This window comes from Fodinibius saliphilus (assembly GCF_005869845.1).
Taxonomy (GTDB): domain Bacteria; phylum Bacteroidota; class Rhodothermia; order Balneolales; family Balneolaceae; genus Fodinibius; species Fodinibius saliphilus.
On sequence record NZ_VAWF01000001.1, the window covers coordinates 811178 to 830701 of the forward strand.

The following is a 19524-nucleotide window of genomic DNA, read 5'->3' on the forward strand; positions in this document are numbered from 1 at the left end:
ATTATCGTTCAATATTTTTAATTTCTAATTTAAGCTTTCCAGCCGGAACCTCTACTTCCACGACATCATCAATCTCAGATCCGAGAATGGCCTGGCCAATCGGGGAATCAACAGAAATTTTATTCTCTTTGAAATTTGCCTCATCTTTAGATACGAGAGTATACTTCACCTCTTTATCAACCGTGTGGTTGTGAATAGTTACCGTTGAAAGTAAATATGCTTTGTCTGTCTTGATATCCTCTTCATCAAGAATGCGTGCATTAGCTAGTGCATTTTCTAGTTCCGCGATTCGTTTTTCTAGCATACCCTGCGCCTCTTTGGCCGCGTCATACTCCGCATTTTCACTAAGGTCTCCTTTTGCACGTGCCTCAGCAATTTCTTCAGCAATTTCTCTTCGTCCACGCCCTTTAAGATCTTCAAGCTCTTCTTCTAACTCTTCAAATCCTTCACGTGATAAATAATTCTTGTCCACGACGATCAATTTTAATTCGAAATATATTTTAAGCCACAAAAAATAAATGCCAGCTAGAAGCTGACATTCTATTCATTACAAGCTCCATAAAATACCATGATTAACACTCTTATACCAAATATAAATTTAAGCCTTAAAAGCAATTACTCCCAATATACACCCTGCTATAAGTAAATTATTGAACATCCCTCTCTGCAATAATTCGTTTAGCTTTCTTTTCCATCTCTAAAGGTATTACCAATTACCAGCTGAACTTTCTATTTTAATGTCGCAATACTTCCGATATGAATTTCTATGTCACTACTATGGATAAACTAAGTACCAAAGAGATACTTGAACAGAATTTGGATCGTGAAACACCTGGCGAGCTTTCACAACTCAAAATATTGCTCCATGATGTTCGAAGTATGCATAACGTAGGTGCTGCTTTTCGCAGTGCTGATGCCTTTGGTATTGACAGGCTCTTACTTTCTGGCTTTAGCCCCACTCCCCCCCGACCAGAGATCTCGAAGACAGCTATTGGTGCGGAGAAACATGTAGATTGGAATTATATCGAAGATTTGCCTCATCAGATAGAAAAGTTAAAAGCTGAAGGATATCTTTTTTTAGGCCTTGAACAAACAACCGTAAGTACTTTGCTACCTGATTATGAAGTTCCAAAGGATCAAAAAATCTGTTTGGTTTTTGGCAATGAGGTCACGGGAGTTGATGAAGATATACTGAATTTTATTGATGATTTTGTGGAAATACCGCAATATGGTCACAAGCATTCCCTTAACGTTTCTGTTACTGTTGGGGTTGCTTTATATGGAATTCTTCAAAAGTATTGGTCTTAGTCTGGAACTCACTCCTACCCCGTACTGTCACTCCGAGGAGTATCAAGCCAAACTATAAGCACAGGCCTACCAAGACTCGATTGCCATACCGCGGATTTGATACTCCTAACTGCGTTCGGAGTGACGACGTAGTGGGAAAGACAGCAGCAGATAATACACTAATACGGGCATTTTACTGAAATGCTGGCCTGCCCGGCGGACCAGGTAACCCAGTATCTTTATCACCACCTGTCAGTAATAGTGCTCCAGCTGTTACAGCGGCTGAAGTACCTAGCCCTAAAATGATTAATCGCTTATTTCTTCTGAGAAAACCCGGCTTCTTCTTTTCCTGACGATCTTCCATCCCCTTAAACGCAGTAAGTTCTTGTTGACTATAATTAAAGTTACCGAGCCGGGGCACTTCCAACTCTGCCACGGGAGAAAGATCTACTTCTAAGTACCCGGTATCAAATGGTGTATCCTGCCATCTACGTACCGGAACCCGGACTCCATCCCTAAAGTCAAACACCATTGCCACATATCCTTTGTCGAAATAACCTTTCGACTCCCATTCCTGAAAAAAGTTTGCTACAAAAACATCATCAAACGGGGGTAATTCATACACATTGATATTATCATAATGAACTTCAGGCCTAACCTGATGCCTATCAACATTACCGGAAACCAATGTTTCATGTAAAGTAACTGCATATTGGTAGTAGGGACCGAACTCCTTATTATGATAATAGCGTGCTACCTTTCCTACAACCACATAAGCATCATCCGTCAAAAGTTTAGTCACCTTGGTATTATCCCCCTTTTGTAGTGCATTTTGAAAGGTTTTAAGTTGCTTTAACACTCTTTGCCTTGCTTTAGGTGTGGCCTTAACCTTTCGATCAAAAGCTAACTGGTAGTTCTTAACTGCTGATAACAACTCTACACCTATCAATTGGGCATCACTATCAAATCGCAATGCTAAAATCTGGTGTTCCAGGGTATCAGTTTTAGCAGTCTTTACAAACATATCTCGGATTTCGTAAGTCCCGTCGGGGAGCGAAAGCATATGGATGGTATCTGCCAGCCTAACTTTAGTAATCCCCATTTTATCAATCGCCTGATTTAACAAGCCAATAGCGGGATGATCGCCATCCAAAGACAAATCTCTCCAACTTTTAGGATGATTGATTCCATCCCTGATATCGGTAATATGTTCAGCAATGGAATGAGCTGCACTATTAGCAGGATCGGCCTTGAACTCAAAATCAAACTCTTGGCCTAAACAAGAATGAGGCAGTAAAGACCAGCAAAATGCGATGAATCCGATTATAAAGATTGATTTATATAACTTCATCAGTTGTTTCCTAATATTAATTTTCATTATTCATTCCCTATTTAATCAAGACCATCTTTCTGGTATGTACTTTTCGGTCCACAATTAATCGATAAAAATAGGTACCGCTGGCTAAACGCCGTCCGTCAAAATTAACTTGGTGCCATCCTTCTTTTAGGCTTTCCTTAACCAAAGTCTTTACTCTTCTTCCCAGTACATCAAATACCTCAAGGGTTACGTCACTCTGTTTTTTAATGCCGAACCGAATTGTTGTAGCCGGGTTAAAGGGATTCGGGTAGTTTTGATTCAACGTAATTTTCTGAGGTATCATGCTGTCTTTTACTTTCTCAAGTTCAGCATTCCTTCCGATATATACTTCAAACTGTTTTCTTCCTTCAGCAGACATAAACGGATACGATTCTCCGTTTTCGAGTATTTCGGCTCTGCCTTTTTGAGGTTCTGCCACCATTACTGCGATATTATTATCAAGACCCGATATCTTAGGGGTCCATTTAATGATCTCTTTTCTCTCAGCTTTAATTTCTATCGTATAATGCTTGCGATCCTGATCCAGAACATCCCCAACAGTATGCAGTAATTTTTTTCGGTTAGCTTCCTTCTTATTTACAATTCCAGCGCCAAATTTACTGAGCTTCAACGGGGGCATATATTTTGTATACCCGTCTTGTTTACTCTGTTGCGCATCATATACCAGATGCACATTAGCAGGACGTTCTACCCCCTTCATTTTAACCTCGAATGTAATTTTTGCCGGTCTTGAAGAGAGTTTTTTGCTTTCTGTTTTATCTTCCTGTTCTCTTTTACTAATACTGGTATAAGGAATCTCTAACTCAACTTCATCTCCTTCATCATTATACACATAGTAAGCGAAAAACGGTTTTAACTTGTCGCTCTCATAAAAACTGCCATCATACCCAAAAATGGAGAAGTTTGTTTGGTTAAATTTTTGAACATCTTCCCAATTAACCGCTCGGGTAAAGGGATTACTAATTATACACCAGCCCGGCTGCAGTGTAATGCTGTAGGTATCTTTCTTCGAAATGGGAACAGGTTTTATTTCTCCCCCAACCGTAAGGGCCTTTTTACTAAGCACCCAATACCCTTTTCCTTCCTGAAAGGTTAGCGGATTATTCTTCGAATGTTCAACAAGATAATCTTCTTGTTCTCCATTATCGGAAAATACCTTCCAGTCTTTACCGTATTCGCCTTTAAAAAGATCCTCTACCGGAACATCATCATCACCGGGTAATCCAACCAACCGGTAATCATTAGACTCGAAACTTCGGCTATTACCACCGGAAGAAGACTCATCACCAAAAGTAATCTGATGTTCAGGTACATTCTCATCTTCAGAGGCATGAGTTTTAAACATATATATTGAACTATAAGGACTGGTACTGCCATTACTTTCTACACGTACATGCCAATAATATGGAGTATTAGTAGCAAGCCCTTCCAGACTTAATGTGGTCGATTCTACAACTGTATCCGTTACGATATCTTGTAACTGGTCTTCTGTAGCAATTTTTACGCGAAATGAAGTCTTTTCATATCCGCTTTGCCAAGACAGTTCCGGGGCAATACTAATATCTTTCTCTTGATCAGCCGGGAACGTTAATACCGGAGCTTGGGCAACGGTCATAAAGCTTCTACTGTTCGACCAATTTCCATTTCCGGCACTGTTCCAGGCCCTTACTCGCCAATAATATGTTGAAAAGTCTGAAAGCTGACCATCTAAAATATACTTTTCAGTGTTGATATTTTTCTTTGAAACTACGACGTCTGAAAATTCTGAATCATTCGATATCTGTATTTCATAAGAACTGGCGCCACTCACAGTCTCCCAACTAAGTGTTCCATCGAGAGGAAAACTTCCATGTTGATCTCCCGGAGATTTAAGTGTTACCTTGGCCGGAATAGCGGGTAGTGTTACGAACTGAAAGGTTGAAGACCATTCTCCTTCTCCCCCTGTATTTTTACCGCGAACCCGCCAATAATACGTCGTTTTCCGGTCTAATTGGCTGGTAACACCTATTTCTGTTTTTGTGATATTATTTTGGTCTATGATGATTTCACCCTGTCCAAAAGCACTACCCGTAGCCAGTTGGAACTGATAGTCAGCAGTACGGGCTGCGCTATTCCAGGTCAACGTGGGTTGTAAAGCTATATCCTTGCTTTGATCTGCCGGACTATCCAAAACAACCTTTGCAGGAACTTTAGGAACAGTTGTGAAACTATTTACCGCCGACCAATCTCCATGAACCCCCAAATTTATACCTCGAACACGCCAGAAAAAGGTGGTATTGCGTGCCAAATCAGCAGAAGGCTCAAATTTTGTATCTCCCGAAACGTCAGTATTTATGACAATATCTGCGCTCGCAAAAGAGCTGGTAGTAGCAATTTGGATTTCATACTTCTGCGAAATCAACTCTTTTTGCCATTCAAACAGCGGTCGCACCTTCACATCCGTTAGTGCATCAGCCGGATTTGATAACACAATTTTACCCGGTACTTCTGCCGAGACCTCCAAATTGAAGGTAGTGCTTACTGTTTTGCCTGATTGGTCTTCAGCTGTTACCGTTACGGTATTAGAACCAACATCAACTGCCGTAGCACTACCATTGATAAGGTTTTTAGCAGCATCGAAAGTAAGTCCATCGGGCAAGCCGGCAACCGATAGTGTTAAAGCATCACCGGCATCTACATCATCAAACGCATCGGCAGGTATAGTAAAATTGAAGGATTTGTTTTGCACGGTACTCTGATCAGCGATACCCGCATCAACAACCGGCGCATCATTTACATTTTGTACTGTCAGATCATATGCAGGCAAGTTTGCTGATCCTCCATTGCCATCTGAAACTGTAATGATAATATCCTTATAAACGCCCACATCATCGTTAAGCGGGGTTCCAGAGAGACTTCCGGTTTGTTGGTCGAAGGAAAGCCAGCCTGGCTTATTCTGGATCGTAAATGTAAGATTGTCTCCTTCCTGATCACTGGCTGAAGGAGTAAAGCTGTAAGCAACATCTTCATTAATAGTCTTGGCTGGCGTACCGCTAATAACCGGTTCGTTATTAACAGCAGTGACACTAAGCGTAAACGATGTAGACTGAGACAGTGCCCCATCGGAAACAGCGAGTGTAACAGTTGTACTGCCGTTCTGGTAGGCAGCAGGACTTAGGGTAACCGTGCGATTTCCATCACTACCGCCGAGCGTTATATTGGCATCCGGCAAAAGTGTTTGGTTGGAAGAAGAAGCAGTAATGGTCAGTTCCCCAAAAGTATTGTCAACATCCGATATGGTAAATGAAAGGGCATTTGTAGAACTACCTTCATTAATTGTTTGATCGCTAATAGCAGTTATGGCGGGCGATTCATTAACATCTTTCACCGTAATTGTTATCGCCTGAGTTACAGTCACGATTCCATCATTTGCCTCTGCAGTTACTTCATAGCTATTGTCCGTATTATCGTCAATCGGAGTTTCATAATTGGGCACGTTCTTAAAAGTTATTTCACCATTCTTCGCATCGATGGAGAACAGCCCGGCGTCGGTTCCCGAGAGAGTATAACTGATATTTTGATCTGCCCCATTGCCCTCGCCGTCAGTAGCTTCAACATCGACGACCGTACCGGTATTATTCTCATCAAAATTGATCGTACTATTAGACGTTATGCTTGGTGGGGTATTATCAGTAATGGTTATACGAGTATCGGTACCATCATCCGTTACCACCAATAAGAAGCCTTCAATACCGGACGCATCAACAAAAATATCATCCGCATTTCCAAACCCATCTTGGTTCAAATCAATTTCAAGCTGATCCTTTTTAGTACGGACAGTCGCCGGGTACCCAAAACCTGTTTCCCCTTCTAAGACAACGGTATTTCCATCAGCTGCATCGGTAATAGTATCGCCGTTCAGCTCTTGAGCCGTTCCATGGACCTCATCAGCACCATCTCCAAAAGTGATGGTATCACTGCCTTCACCGGGATTGATAATATCATCACCGGTACCACCTGCGAACTGTTCAGCGGCATTGTTTCCATTGAATGTATCATTCCCTGCTCCCCCATCTACAACCCCGGTAATTGTTCCTGATTCTGCCGTAAAGGTGTCATTACCGTCGCCAAGCTCTACCGCCGTACCGTTACCGCCGGTAAGGTCTCCTCGATTTACAACAGTATGATCTGTACTGCCCAGCTGTAGCGCTACATTATTAGTACTTTCAAGCGTTCCGCCAGATTTATTGGTCAGCGTACCGTTTATAGCACCAACAATTCGAAGTGCATTACCCGAAACAGCTGTTATTGTGCCGGAGTTCGTAACATTTCCATTAATATCGCTTGCGAAGTATCCGCCATAGGTATCACCTGTAATTGTACCACTGTTCGAAAAGATGCCGTTAATTGAGGCCCGGATATCAATACCCGTTGCTGCCCCGGTAATCGTCCCGGTATTGGTAACATCCCCGTCAATGGTGGAGGTCTGATCTATAATTATAGCCTGGTTGGTTGCAGCCCCAAAGTCATTCTTGATAAGCCCGTTATTTTCAAAGCCATTGGTCAGCGTTGTATTTTTCAAGTAAAAAGCCGAAACCGGGTCTACTGAACTACCCTGCCCCTGCTCCAGATCACCGTTATTGATTATTTTTTCAAATGAGCTGCCGTCAGAACTGAAGATATACGCTCCGTTGGTACCGGTACGCGTAACGCCTGATGCAATTTCCACTACCGCATTAACCTGCTGAGACTTGCCGGAAACGAAAATCTGTTCCGTAGATGTTTGCGGTTCTTTAATTCGGATGGTGTCGAGGCTACTGGATTCTACCTGTGCCAACCCTATCGCCTCATATACATCTAACCCACCGCCGTCGGAACGCTCTTCGGCTTCTGATTTACTGTCAAAGGAGTCCTGTGAATCTCCGTCGACCACAAAGGTTTCTGCAAGATCATTCAAGTTCACCGTGACTGACTGCGTAACCGACTGATTGAAAGTATCCGTAGCTTCAACCGTTAATGAGAATGTTTGGGAGCCCTCATAATCCAGATCAGAAGCATCATCAACCGTTAGTTTCCCGTCAATGTCGATGGCAAAAGCGGAACTCCCATCTCCGTTATAATCCTGGTTACCTGAACTAATAGCATAACTCATATTGGCATCTGCAGCTCCGCCATCTCCATCTTTGGCATCACTGTCAGTAATAGCTGTTCCGGATGCCGTATGTTCATCAATGGTTTTTGTAACATTGCCGGAAGTCATAATTGGGGGATTCCCGGCCAGATTTACAGATACCGTAGAGGTAATACTCGAAAGTCCGTCATTATCGGTGAGCGTAACACTTACTTCTCGGCTAAACACGGATACAGGACTTGCGGTATTTTTATACTGTATTGCCCGTAACAATTCTTGTACCCTGGTTAATGTGGCATTCGTGTTTAAGTGGACTATAAGATCATTGCCGTTAGCAATATTATTTGCCAACGTCCCAACCACAGTGCCCCCTACACTTACGTTACTTCCGGCGGTAGTTCCTGATAATGATATAGTTCCACCGGTATCAATCTGCAGCAGATCCTCAGCAGCATCAGCATTTCCAGATACGGTTACAGTCACGTTCCCGCCGTTTAAGCTGGCCGGACTATCAGCATCAGAGAGGGTAACATTCCCGCCGTCATCAAGGGTTACTGCCGAGCCACCGACCTCAAAATCTACGGTATCCCCGTCTAAATTACCTACAACCGGCGGGTTGCCTATAACCATTGAAAAGTCAGCTGTTACATCCTCATCCCCACTGTTACTTGTACCATCAGCGTCATTAAGTGTCAGTGTAAAAGTCTGAGCTCCGGAACCTGCAGCTACTGACCAGTGCAGGTTTTGAATCAGTGTTTGTACCCGGGCATTTGTGGAACCGGAATTTAAATCAATTTGCAGTGTATTACCGCCTTGTCCATCGTTTATGGCATGAACAGTTCCAATCGATGTTGCTCCCACTAAAATGGTTTCACCTGCAGCTATGGTTGCATCACCTCCAGATATTGCATTGGTCCCATCAACAGAAAAGTCACCGTTTGCCGTATTATTAGCCCCTTTATCCGTGATGATCAGAAATCCACCGTTATAATTCTGGGAATCAATATTGGATACCGTGGCATCCTCTCCATCATCTATATGAACAGCATTGCCGCCTGCCTGTACCCCCGTATTATTACCGTCAAGATTGGCTAAAACCGGAGCATCATTAACTGCTGTTAAACTTACGGTAGAACTAAGTGAAAGCGCCGCTGTGTCATCACCCCCGTTGGCCGTTCCTCCGCTGTCAATAATCTCTGTAATCGTAACTACACGGCTTGATCCTGTTGTGGGATCATCTGAAGCATTCCGATAAGCCAAGTTATCCACCAGGGTTTGTAGCTGACTTGCACTCAGCGCAGCTCCATTAAAGCTTACTGTAGCGGTGGAGGCACTCACACTTACACTTGTGCTTAGCGAGTTAGTAGCCGTAGTAACCGAATTGCCATCAGTTAAAGAGATATCACTGCCATCGAATCGCAGAATCTCATCAGTCCCGTCAGCTATATTAGATACCGTAAGAGTAAATTCGGTAAGTGTCTGCCCCGATTCAATCGCAGAAGCAGTAATACTGTTAAAAAGATTAGTTCCCGGGGTTCCTGCTCCTTCTATAAAGGTTGGATCTGTGCCCGTAGCAGTGAGGGTTGGCTCATCATTAATTCCATCTATATCAAGGTTCACCGTTCCCAGGGAAATATCACCGGAGATCCCGTCATCAGCTTCTACACTGATGGTAGCCGCATCATCACCAAATGCATCTGTATCACCGGTGTATTTGATGTTCGTACTGGTGCCCAGATACGTATTAATATCTCCGGGAGCACCGGCCAACGTAATTTTAGTGGCACTCACCTTAGTTTCGGTTACCCCGGATCCTACCCCCGATCCATCGACAGGACTGCTAAAAGTACCCGCTGAGGCGGTCAAGGTAATCGTCAGATTATCCCCCTCCACATCTGCGAAGGTCGCAGTAGACAGATCAACATTGCTTTCGGTGTCCTCAGTAACCGTTACATCACTAGGCAACCCGGTCAATGTAGGAGGATCATTGACCGCAGTAATATCAATATTCACACTTCCAAAGGTCACATCACCCGATCCGTTTCCATCGTTAGCCTCTACACTGATAGTGGCAGCATCATTGCCATTCACATCACTGTCACCGGTATATTTCAAATTCGTATCAGTATCCAGGTAGGTGTTAATATCTGCTGGAGTACCGGCCAACGTAATAGTTGTGGAATTAACCAGGTTTTCCGTAATACCTGCCCCATCGACCGGAGAACTAAATGTCCCTGCCGAAGCAGTTAAGGTAACGGTGATATTATCCCCGTCCACATCACTAAACGAAGCGAGCGATAAGTCCACATTGCTTTCGGTGTCTTCGGTTACGGTAATATCTGATGGGAGACCACTAAGGGTTGGGTTATCATTCACACCGGTGATATCAATATTGACTGTACCAAGGCTTACATCCCCCGAGCCGTTGCCGTCATTAGCTTCCACAGTAATCGTGGCAGCATTGTCTCCGCTCACATTGGAGGCCCCGGTGTATTTAATATTCGTATTAGTATCTAAATAGGTATTGAGATCGCCCGGAGATCCGGCCAAAGTTATTTCTGTAGAACTTACCAATGTTTCAGTTACCCCGGATCCTACCCCCGAACCATCGGCAGGGGTGCTGAAAGTACCCGCTGAGGCAGTCAAGGTAATCGTCAGATTATCCCCCTCCACATCTGCGAAGGTCGCAGTAGACAGATCAACATTGCTTTCGGTATCCTCGGTAATGCTGACGTCCGAGGTGAGCCCTGTAAGAGTAGGACTGTCATTCACGGCCGTGATATCTAGGTTGAGGCTACCAAAAGATACATCGCCCGAACCATTCCCGTCATTAGCTTCCACGCTGATGGTGGCAGCATTGTCTCCGTTTACATCTGCATTACCGGTGTACTTAATATTTGTGTTGGTGTCTAAATAGGTATTGATATCCCCGACAGCACCTGCTAAGGTAATCTCGGTAGCACTCAGCTTGGTTTCCGTCACCCCGCTTCCAACTCCTGATCCATCGGCCGGGCTACTAAAAGTGCCTGCTGAAGCCGTCAGCGTAATGGTAATATTATCCCCGTCTACATCCCCAAATACTGATGAAGACAGATCTACATTACTTTCGGTATCTTCGGTAACCGTGACATCTGAAGGGAGTCCCGCTAACGTTGGATTATCATTAACATTGGTAATATCCAGGTTCACTGTGCCCAGATTAACATCCCCCGATCCGTTGCCATCGTTAGCCTCCACGGTAATAGTGGCCGCATCATTACCACTGACATTGCTGGCCCCGGTGTATTTGATGTTCGTATTGGTATCCAGGTAGGTATTGATGTCCCCGGGAGCTCCTGCCAAAGTAATTTCAGTGGCACTAACTAACGTTTCCGTCACACCTGCTCCTACGCCCGACCCATCGGCGGGAGTGCTAAAGGTACCGGCCGAAGCCGTGAACGTAACGGTAATATTATCTCCGTCTGCATCCCCGAATATCGCCGAAGACAGATCTACATCGCTTTCAGTGTCTTCAGTAACTGTAACATCTGAAGGGAGTCCCGTTAATGTGGGATCATCATTTACTGTAGCTGTCAACTGTGTACTGTTGGCCGTGGTTAATCCGCCGGAAGAAGCCTGTAAATTAAAATTCTCATCACTTCCTCCCGAAGCAGTATAGGTAAGCTGTAAATCTGAAAACGTGGCTTCCCCGGAAGAGGGCGATATCGAGACCGTAGCACTGCTTCCGTCAGTATCCCCGGTAGCACTCATTACTGCTGAACCGGCTCCATTGACTTCTGCCAGCGTAATATCCGTGCTGTAACCGGTATCAACAACATCATTGGCATCCACGGCCTGTACTACCGGATCTGTCGTTAAATCAGTAGAACTACCGCTTTGAACGGTAGTGGGTGCAGGCTGGGTATTAAAAACCAGTTTGGTAGCCACTACATCCGAAGATACGGCATTGGCATCGACTGTTGATAGATCACTACCCGAACCATCTTCATCGTTGGCGGTGAGAGTAAAGGATTCTTGGTCGGCCGTGGCCGTATAGGCCACATCGGTAAAGGTGGCTACTCCGCTGGTAGCAGTAATATCAATATCCCCGGATAAAGAACCCGCACTGGCTTCTGTCAAGGTTACTGTTTCAGCAAAATCAACATCGGTGTTTCCAAAGGCATCTTGGGCAGTAACCAAGGGTTGGGTACCCAGGGCCGAACCGGAAGTGGAACTGGCCGGTTGGGTCGTAAAAGCCAGTTGGCTGGCTGTAATATCGATGGTGCTGCCGGAGCCGTTAGTCACAGCTGAGGTAGTTCCCATGCTGGTGCCCCCGGAACCGGTAGTCACGTCGGTATCCCCATCAACCGACAAAATAATGGTTCGGTCTTCAGTAAGGCTGCTGTTGTCGTTGTAGTAGGCGTTAATGGTGTAAGTTTCACTCCCCCCATCGGCAATAGAAATGCTAAGGCCGGTAAAGGTAATTTGATCGGCCCCGGCGTCGTAGGTGCCGGTTACATTGGAAGCGTCATTACCATTAAGCCGCCAGGTGACATCGGCTCGCTCGGCATCGGTAGAGGTTCCGGATACATTTACGGTTATCTCTGATACCGTCATAGCCAAGCCGTCGGCGCTACCCCCGTCAGAGAGGATAAAGTCAAAAATATCAATCGCTTCGCCCGAGGTGTCCAGCGTGCTGGCAATACCTACGGGTTCGGAAACACCAGAACCGGCCGTCAGGTTTCCATCGGCGTCATCAGTAACTGGATCGGTACGGTCATAGTAATACAAGGCACCATCGCCAGATGCAAAAGGGTCCGGAATCACCAGGTCTCCCAACGCTCGGTTAGAACCTAACCCAAATGGGTAGTCACTGCCTGAATATGTAAGATCATTGTACACCACCGAGGGGGTTCCAGTTCCATTAGTATATTGGACCACATCGTAATGGTCGTTTGTACCATCATAGGCTGTCGCGAAAAGGTCACCATTGCCATCTGCAGCCAGACCTACATAGTAGTCTCCCTGGTCCACAATTGAAGAAGAATAACCAGGAGCCGTTAATTTGATGATTTTTCCATTAGCCCCATCTAAGTTAAAGTCTGTTAGTACGTATATATTATCGTTCGTATCTATCGTCAACCCTCTAGAGTAGGGTGAATTTAAACCCAAACCGTTATAAATAACACTTGTACTGTATGAATTTGAGACATCGTATTTGACGACTTCATATGTTGAAGAGCCATCATATTGCGCTACAAAAATGTCATCATTGGAATCTATACCCAAAGCGGAATAATAGTCTCCTGAAGCAATTACCGTGGAGGAATAACCATTAGATGCATCTAACGTAATAATTTGCCCATTAGTAGGCCCTCCATCAAAACCATCAAGGAAATATACATCACCGTTAGAAGCAATTTCAATATCAGTGGGGTATGAATTATACGAGAGTCCATTATATAGCACCGTAGAACTAGAGTAGCCGGGAGCATCATATTTCACCACATCATAATGATCATTGGCAGAATCATATTGAAGGGCATAGATATTAGCATCAGCATCAAGGGTAGCTCCAGTAGTAAATTTGCCGGTACTTATGGTGGTTTGGGCAAATGCAGCCTGTATTAATACAGTGGAAATTACGAGCGTTAAAAGTGTAGCTATTCTTTTCATGATGGCTTGATATTATTAAGAGCTGTAGCTCATATGGTTCTGCCTACTTATACAAAGCTATTAGGCCTGACCATTAAAAGTATGCGATATTATTTTTTGCAGATTAGGATTTTATACCAACGTATTTTTGAAAAATTACTGAGACTCATTTGCACCGCAAAAGGCAGTACTTCTTTTTTTGTTGTCTAAACACAAAACAAGGGGTTAAACCACCCTGATGGTACTGCTTTACGAATATCATCAAAAATATGATGGTTATATGCGAGTCGTTTTCCCTTGGCAATAATATTTTTGTTAATAGATCCTGAAGATGAATTCATCTTGGTAATATTGACTTCTGGCAGTGCAAAACCAGAGTCTGGATAAAAATCTCGCTCTCCACGCGGACCTACGATATGTTCTTCTTGCAAGAGGTTTTGGACTTTCCCCCAGTCCCTTTTCTTCATTGAGGGGTAAACTTCTCTGAACATCATTCCCGCTTCGTAGCCAAGTAACGCAAAAATATTTACCGGCTGACCCGTTGTCTGCTGGAATTCCCTTTTAAAAACTTCATTTTCTTTGGTATTTATTGCCGGATCATATAATGAGGAGGAGTAGCATTGGATTTCAAGATCTTTAACATCCTGTAACCACTCCTCATACATCATATGTTCCGCGACAACCAAGGGGACCTCTCCATTTAAGCCTTCTTCAACCCATCGAATCAAAAATTCATTGCCCCCTTCCCCTGAAAATATTGCATGCACGAAAGGAGGAGCTTGATCCTTTATCTTTTTAAATAACGCATTCATATCTAAATCATGGGGATTTTCTTCATCAAACGGAAGTACCGAGAGTAGCAATTCACCCCCGCCGCCCATACTAAATCCTTTTTGAAAGGCACTATGTAAGTGGTATCCCGATTCCAGCAGCGGCATGACCATCATTCCGCCCTCTCCGTATTCAGAGCGGGCCCATTGACCTAGAGCAAACTCTGACTGCCATAACTGATTAGAAGAAAAAAACGTATTGGGGCTCAGGTAATCGAAATAGGGAATATACTCCCCCGAATCGAAGAAAAAGCCCAGCTTGTCACGACTTTCCAGCATGGGTACGATCTCCGGCAGCACCGCATAACTGATTAGTCCGGATAACATATCCACTTGGTCAAAATTAATCAGTTTCCGTACGGCATCTTTCGTTTTTTGCACGCTACCGGTATCGGTATAGTGCGGCACAAATTTTATTTTATCCTGCTTTAACGGGTCCTCTCCCATCCCCAAGAATAAACCGGCCAGTATATGTTGGGAATAGTTGGGATATAGACTTGAATAAGGATTGAGGAACCCAATTTTGATCTGCTGCTGAAACATACCTAGGTAGTTTTTTAAATCTGTATTCAAAAGTTCTGGGAATATCATATCCCCAGAACTGTAATGGTTATATCAGTATTATTAGCTTCTGGAAGGAAATATACCCTGCATACAGAAGATGTAGTTAATAGCCGTTACCGGTTGAAGGATAGAGAACGACTGCCCCCCTCCCGTGTTGGTATTAGTGATGTTACCGGTGACAGCACCTCCGTGTAATGTTGTATCAGCCTTTGAAGAATCAATATATGTGTTAGTAGGATCATTGGCACCGGGCCCACCTGAAGGAATCACACTTTTAGCTAACACTTTATTCGGCCCAGGTACATTGGTGTCCCCTTCTGTTTCACTGCTTGCTGCAACCGAAGCACTTAAGTTTTGTGTAACAGCGTTATGTGTATGACTAGGCATCTCCAATACCGTTAGCGTCATATCTTCTGTTCCTTGGCGTGTACCCTGAGGATAGTGTTTTGTGCCCGGACTTTGCCCATAACCAATGGGGGCTCGTCCTCGCAAATCAGGCAGCGCAAATGTTGTACGACCATCACCGCCATAGATTGTTCCTATTAATGAGAAAACAGCAGTGTATTCAGATATAGCTATTAGCTGACCTCCACATATTGCCCAACCTCTTGGAGCCCACTTTGGTCCCCAACCAATAATTGAAGAAATTAAAAAATCTATCATAATATTTGTTGATTAATAGTTTGAATTCTTTTTTGAAAAAATATTTGACAACCTTGTTCTCACCACGGATAGACAAGGATACCCCCTTTAGCGCTTCTAAAGGAGATTGCTTTGATACACACGTGATGATAAGCTGGAAGTTTGAGCTTTAGCAAGGGGTTCTGTTAATGGCCTTCAGACTTTTCTCCCTCAAGTACGAGGCCAGGCAGACGAACCTTTAACGCCTTCCCATTTACAGCTTTGACATTGACATTACCGTACTCATTAAACGTAATATTAAACTCCCCGTCACCTTCGTACCGGGCGTATATTTCGTCTCCCTGATATTCAAAAAGCACTCCCCAGGTCTCCTTCAGTGACGGATAGCCGGGAAGCTTTTTTTTCGCCAGGTCCAGAATGTTAAAAACCGTATTTCCTTTCCCCTCTATGGTATGCTGGCCTGATATCTTGCCTGTTGAGTGGGTGCCCCCTTTAGCAGAAATCGTTGTTGAGTCAAACTCAATATCTGCCACATAATTATTGGTAATATTTAGTATATACATGTGTTTTATGTTTGGTTAAACAAATAGGTAATAACTGAATTCTCAATAATTGCTGTTAAGTAGGATTATTATCGCTTCCTGTTGTTGGCATAAAAGTCTGTGTTTCGTAAAGATTCATCAACGCATGATCATGTAGTTTTCACTACAAGTCCCTGTTACTCAGTATCTTGATTGTTAGAAAATGAGTATTTCTGTCCCAAATGGTTGTTATGAATAAAAGCAGTTAATGGGTTTAGCATGCACTCAATCAGCTTTTAACGGATTATTTATGGGAATCCGACGTTTTATATTCTCAGATAAAAGTGAAAAAATACACACCTTACGAAATAGAAATGGCTATAGAAACTCGATGAAAACAAGCCAAACAAAAACCAACGGACCAATCCTGACTACAAAACTCTGTCTGTTAGCAATGTACTATTTTTTTTGATAGTTCATCATTAAATATCATTTAAAATATTTTCTCCAATCCGTCCTGTTCCGCAACACCGAGAATCCAAATCTCACAATCCCATATCCCACAGCCTCAACACTCACAGTCTCACAATCTTAAAAATCTCTATACCCATCATATCGATAATATTTAGGACGACTATCCAATCGAACATGCAGCCAGCACACCCCGCCCCCAGCTGTATTCAACCAAATAGGCTCGTCTGAAATTTCTTCTTCTGTAACCTCCCCTACTATTTTCCAAAAATTGTGTTGTTGATCCATTGGAGCCTGTTCGGTAAAAACTCCGATATGAGAATAATTGAGATTCTCCCCTATTGGTTCAGGAGCAATCAACTTGGCATCACCGCCCAAATTATCGAAAACCGTGATCCCCTCGCGGGCATAGGTCTCATTAAAATAAGAACGGAACGGTCCCGGGTTCGGGGGCAAGTCAATGCTCTGGCTGTTCGTAATAACGAACTCAAATAGGTGTCCAATGGTATTTCTAGTTACAGCCGGAGTTTCCCAATGATAAGCTCGAAAGGGAACTTCTGATAAAAGCTTGATAAAGAAGATGCGGAAAGTCTCCGATTGGCGTAACAAGCTCAAAAAACCTCTATACCTCAAAGGCTTTTGCCTCTTAAAAAGTACATATCTTATTGAATCTTTCTTCTCAAGCTCGGTCTGTCGGGCTCGATACATATAACTACTATAAATACGTTTTATATACGTGAAATATTAATACTACGGATCATAAAACACGTTTTCCAACCCTATTTATTATTCTGTATTTACGATACAACACCTTATTGGATTTTATCTCCTGAAAACCCAATCCATTTTGTTATTTTAGGAGCTATACTATTATTTTCGACGTCTGAAAATTAACCGCGAAATTATTATTCATGTCAAAACGTACTCTTGTTACTTCTGCTCTACCTTATGCTAACGGCCCCATTCATTTAGGTCATCTTGCTGGGGCCTATTTGCCAGCTGACTTATATGTCCGCTATAAACGCCTTATGGGTGAAGATATCATTCACATCTGCGGTTCAGACGAGCACGGCGTGCCAATTACCATAGCAGCAGAGAAGGATGATGTAAGCCCACAGGATATTGTAGATGAGTACCACAACAGAAATAAAAAAATATTTAAAGAGTTTGGTATTGATTTCGACTACTATGGACGAACCAGCTCTGAAGTTCACCACGAGACTTCACAGGCTTTCTTCAAAAAACTGTATGAAGATGGCGTTTTTGTCCAAAAAAAGCAGAAACAACTTTATGATCCCAAAGCCGAGATGTTTCTTCCGGATCGTTATGTAAAAGGCACCTGTCCAAGTTGTGGGTATAATGAAGCGTACGGAGATCAATGCGAGAGTTGCGGTAAATCACTCTCACCTACCGACCTTATCAATCCCAAGAGTGCCATTACCGGAGACACCCCCGAAACTAAAGAAACAGAACATTGGTATCTGCCCCTCGGCGATTTCCAAGAAGATCTCGAAAAATGGATTGAAACTCGTGAAAACTGGAAGCCTAATGTGGCAGGACAAGTAAAGAGCTGGCTCAATGACGGACTGGCAGACCGGGCGGTTACCCGTGATCTAACCTGGGGAGTTCCTGTCCCCGTTGAAGGCGGAGAAGGGAAAGTACTTTATGTATGGTTCGATGCCCCTATCGGTTATATATCAGCCACTAAAGAATGGGCACAAGAAAAAGGTGACCCCGAACGCTGGAAAACTTATTGGAAAGATGAAGAGACCGACCTCATCCATTTTATAGGTAAAGATAATATTGTATTTCACTGCATCATGTTCCCCGCTACACTTATGGCACACGGAGACTATATATTGCCTAAAAATGTACCGGCTAATGAATTTCTAAACCTGGAAGGCAAAAAACTTTCTACCTCACGTGGCTGGGCAGTTTGGTTAGATGAATATCTCAAAGATTTTGATGCGGATCTGCTCCGTTATGTATTAGGCACCACCCTACCAGAAACAAAAGATTCCGATTTTTCATGGGAAGATTTCCAGAATAAAGTAAACAGCGAACTAGCTGATATATTGGGTAATTTCGTTTACCGCACTACCTCATTCACAGAAAACTATTTTGATGGTAAAGTGCCAGAACTTATTAATCCCACCGAAAAGGATATGCAGATCCTTACTCAGATTAATAAGCAAAAAGATAAGATCACTGAAGCCTATGAATCGTTTAAACTGCGAGAAGCCATTGCCGAAACGATGAACCTGGCGCGTATTGGAAATAAATACTTTACCGAAATGGAACCATGGCAATCGCGTAAAGATGATATGCAAACCTGCGGAAATACCTTGCACGTGTGTCTTCAGATCACCGCTGCGTTGAGTATTCTGTTCGATCCCATCCTACCAAACAAAATGAAAGAGCTACGGGAAGAACTCAACATGAATCAGAAGCCAAACCTTAATGACATTTCTGGCAGCATCCTACAAAGTGGTTCAAATATTAACAAAGGAGCTATTTTATTTGAAAAAATTGAAGACGAAGAAGTAGAAGCACAACTCCAAAAACTCAAAGAACGCACAATGCAAGATGAAACCGACTCAAAAGATTACAAACCACTAAAAGAGAATATGCAGTTCGATGATTTTATGAAAATGGATTTGCGAGCTGGCAAGATTGTTGAGGCTTCAGCTATTGAAAAAGCGGATAAACTGTTAAAACTTACCATTGACCTCGGATTTGAAACACGCACAGTCGTATCGGGCATCTCTAACGATTTTGACGCCGAAGAAATTATTGGGCAAAAGGTATGTATCGTAGCAAACCTGGCTCCCAAAAAGCTTATGGGGGTTGAAAGCAACGGAATGATACTAATGGGTGAAGAGGAAGATGGATCTTTAAAATTTGTAGAAACCGATGCATCACCAGGTAGCCCAATAACCTAACAGTATCGGTATATCATACTCTGAAGGGGCAAAAGCTAATACTGCAGTTTTTGCCCCTTTTTATACCACAACGATATTATAGGTTCCAAGGATATTAGTAAATTTTCAAAAATTTGATTTGTAAGTGATCTTCTTGCATTACATT

General features: G+C 43.2%; 9 protein-coding genes. 2 read left to right on the forward strand and 7 right to left on the reverse strand.

Features of this window, described 5'->3' with window-relative positions; translation table 11 throughout:
- Window position 1: 1 nt before the first annotated feature.
- A complete protein-coding gene (greA, locus tag FCN14_RS03365; protein WP_246043088.1) occupies window positions 2-472 on the reverse strand; it encodes a transcription elongation factor GreA in 471 nt (156 codons plus the stop codon).
- A 305-nt stretch (window positions 473-777) separates the two neighbouring features.
- Between greA and FCN14_RS03370 the strand changes: the two genes are divergently transcribed.
- Window positions 778-1308, forward strand: a complete 531-nt coding sequence (locus FCN14_RS03370; RefSeq protein ID WP_138429676.1) for a TrmH family RNA methyltransferase — start codon at window positions 778-780, stop codon at window positions 1306-1308.
- Window positions 1309-1480: 172 nt separating this feature from the next.
- On the opposite strand, the gene FCN14_RS03375 is transcribed toward FCN14_RS03370, so the two are convergent.
- The 6 genes from FCN14_RS03375 to FCN14_RS03400 all read right to left on the reverse strand — a co-directional run bounded on the left by FCN14_RS03375 (window position 1481) and on the right by FCN14_RS03400 (window position 17052).
- Entirely contained in the window at window positions 1481-2638 is a 1158-nt protein-coding gene (locus FCN14_RS03375) for a hypothetical protein (protein ID WP_138429677.1), read from the reverse strand.
- A 37-nt stretch (window positions 2639-2675) separates the two neighbouring features.
- Window positions 2676-13430 carry a putative Ig domain-containing protein gene (locus tag FCN14_RS03380; protein WP_138429678.1) on the reverse strand — a complete coding sequence of 3585 codons (10755 nt, stop codon included), beginning with the start codon at window positions 13428-13430 and terminating at the stop codon, window positions 2676-2678.
- Window positions 13431-13615: 185 nt separating this feature from the next.
- Window positions 13616-14782: an ABC transporter substrate-binding protein gene (locus FCN14_RS03385; protein ID WP_171032790.1), complete on the reverse strand. Its 1167-nt coding sequence runs from the start codon at window positions 14780-14782 to the stop codon at window positions 13616-13618.
- A gap of 81 nt (window positions 14783-14863) precedes the next feature.
- On the reverse strand, window positions 14864-15466 hold the full coding sequence (locus FCN14_RS03390; RefSeq protein ID WP_138429680.1) for a phage tail protein: 603 nt from the start codon (window positions 15464-15466) through the stop codon (window positions 14864-14866).
- A gap of 164 nt (window positions 15467-15630) precedes the next feature.
- Window positions 15631-16008, reverse strand: coding sequence for a hypothetical protein (locus FCN14_RS03395; protein WP_138429681.1), 378 nt, complete (start codon window positions 16006-16008; stop codon window positions 15631-15633).
- A gap of 549 nt (window positions 16009-16557) precedes the next feature.
- On the reverse strand, window positions 16558-17052 hold the full coding sequence (locus tag FCN14_RS03400; RefSeq protein WP_212747552.1) for a DUF6940 family protein: 495 nt from the start codon (window positions 17050-17052) through the stop codon (window positions 16558-16560).
- A gap of 296 nt (window positions 17053-17348) precedes the next feature.
- Between FCN14_RS03400 and metG the strand changes: the two genes are divergently transcribed.
- Entirely contained in the window at window positions 17349-19379 is a 2031-nt protein-coding gene (metG, locus tag FCN14_RS03405; RefSeq protein WP_138429683.1) for a methionine--tRNA ligase, read from the forward strand.
- Window positions 19380-19524 lie beyond the last annotated feature (145 nt).

Excerpts from the sequence above, each read along its gene's own strand:
- FCN14_RS03370 (WP_138429676.1), top strand. The coding sequence starts at position 778 with ATGGATAAACTAAGTACCAAAGAGATACTTGAACAGAATTTGGATCGT.
- FCN14_RS03375 (WP_138429677.1), bottom strand. The coding sequence starts at position 2,638 with ATGAAGTTATATAAATCAATCTTTATAATCGGATTCATCGCATTTTGC.
- FCN14_RS03380 (WP_138429678.1), bottom strand. The coding sequence starts at position 13,430 with ATGAAAAGAATAGCTACACTTTTAACGCTCGTAATTTCCACTGTATTA.
- FCN14_RS03385 (WP_171032790.1), bottom strand. The coding sequence starts at position 14,782 with ATGTTTCAGCAGCAGATCAAAATTGGGTTCCTCAATCCTTATTCAAGT.
- FCN14_RS03390 (WP_138429680.1), bottom strand. The coding sequence starts at position 15,466 with ATGATAGATTTTTTAATTTCTTCAATTATTGGTTGGGGACCAAAGTGG.
- FCN14_RS03395 (WP_138429681.1), bottom strand. The coding sequence starts at position 16,008 with ATGTATATACTAAATATTACCAATAATTATGTGGCAGATATTGAGTTT.
- metG (WP_138429683.1), top strand. The coding sequence starts at position 17,349 with ATGTCAAAACGTACTCTTGTTACTTCTGCTCTACCTTATGCTAACGGC.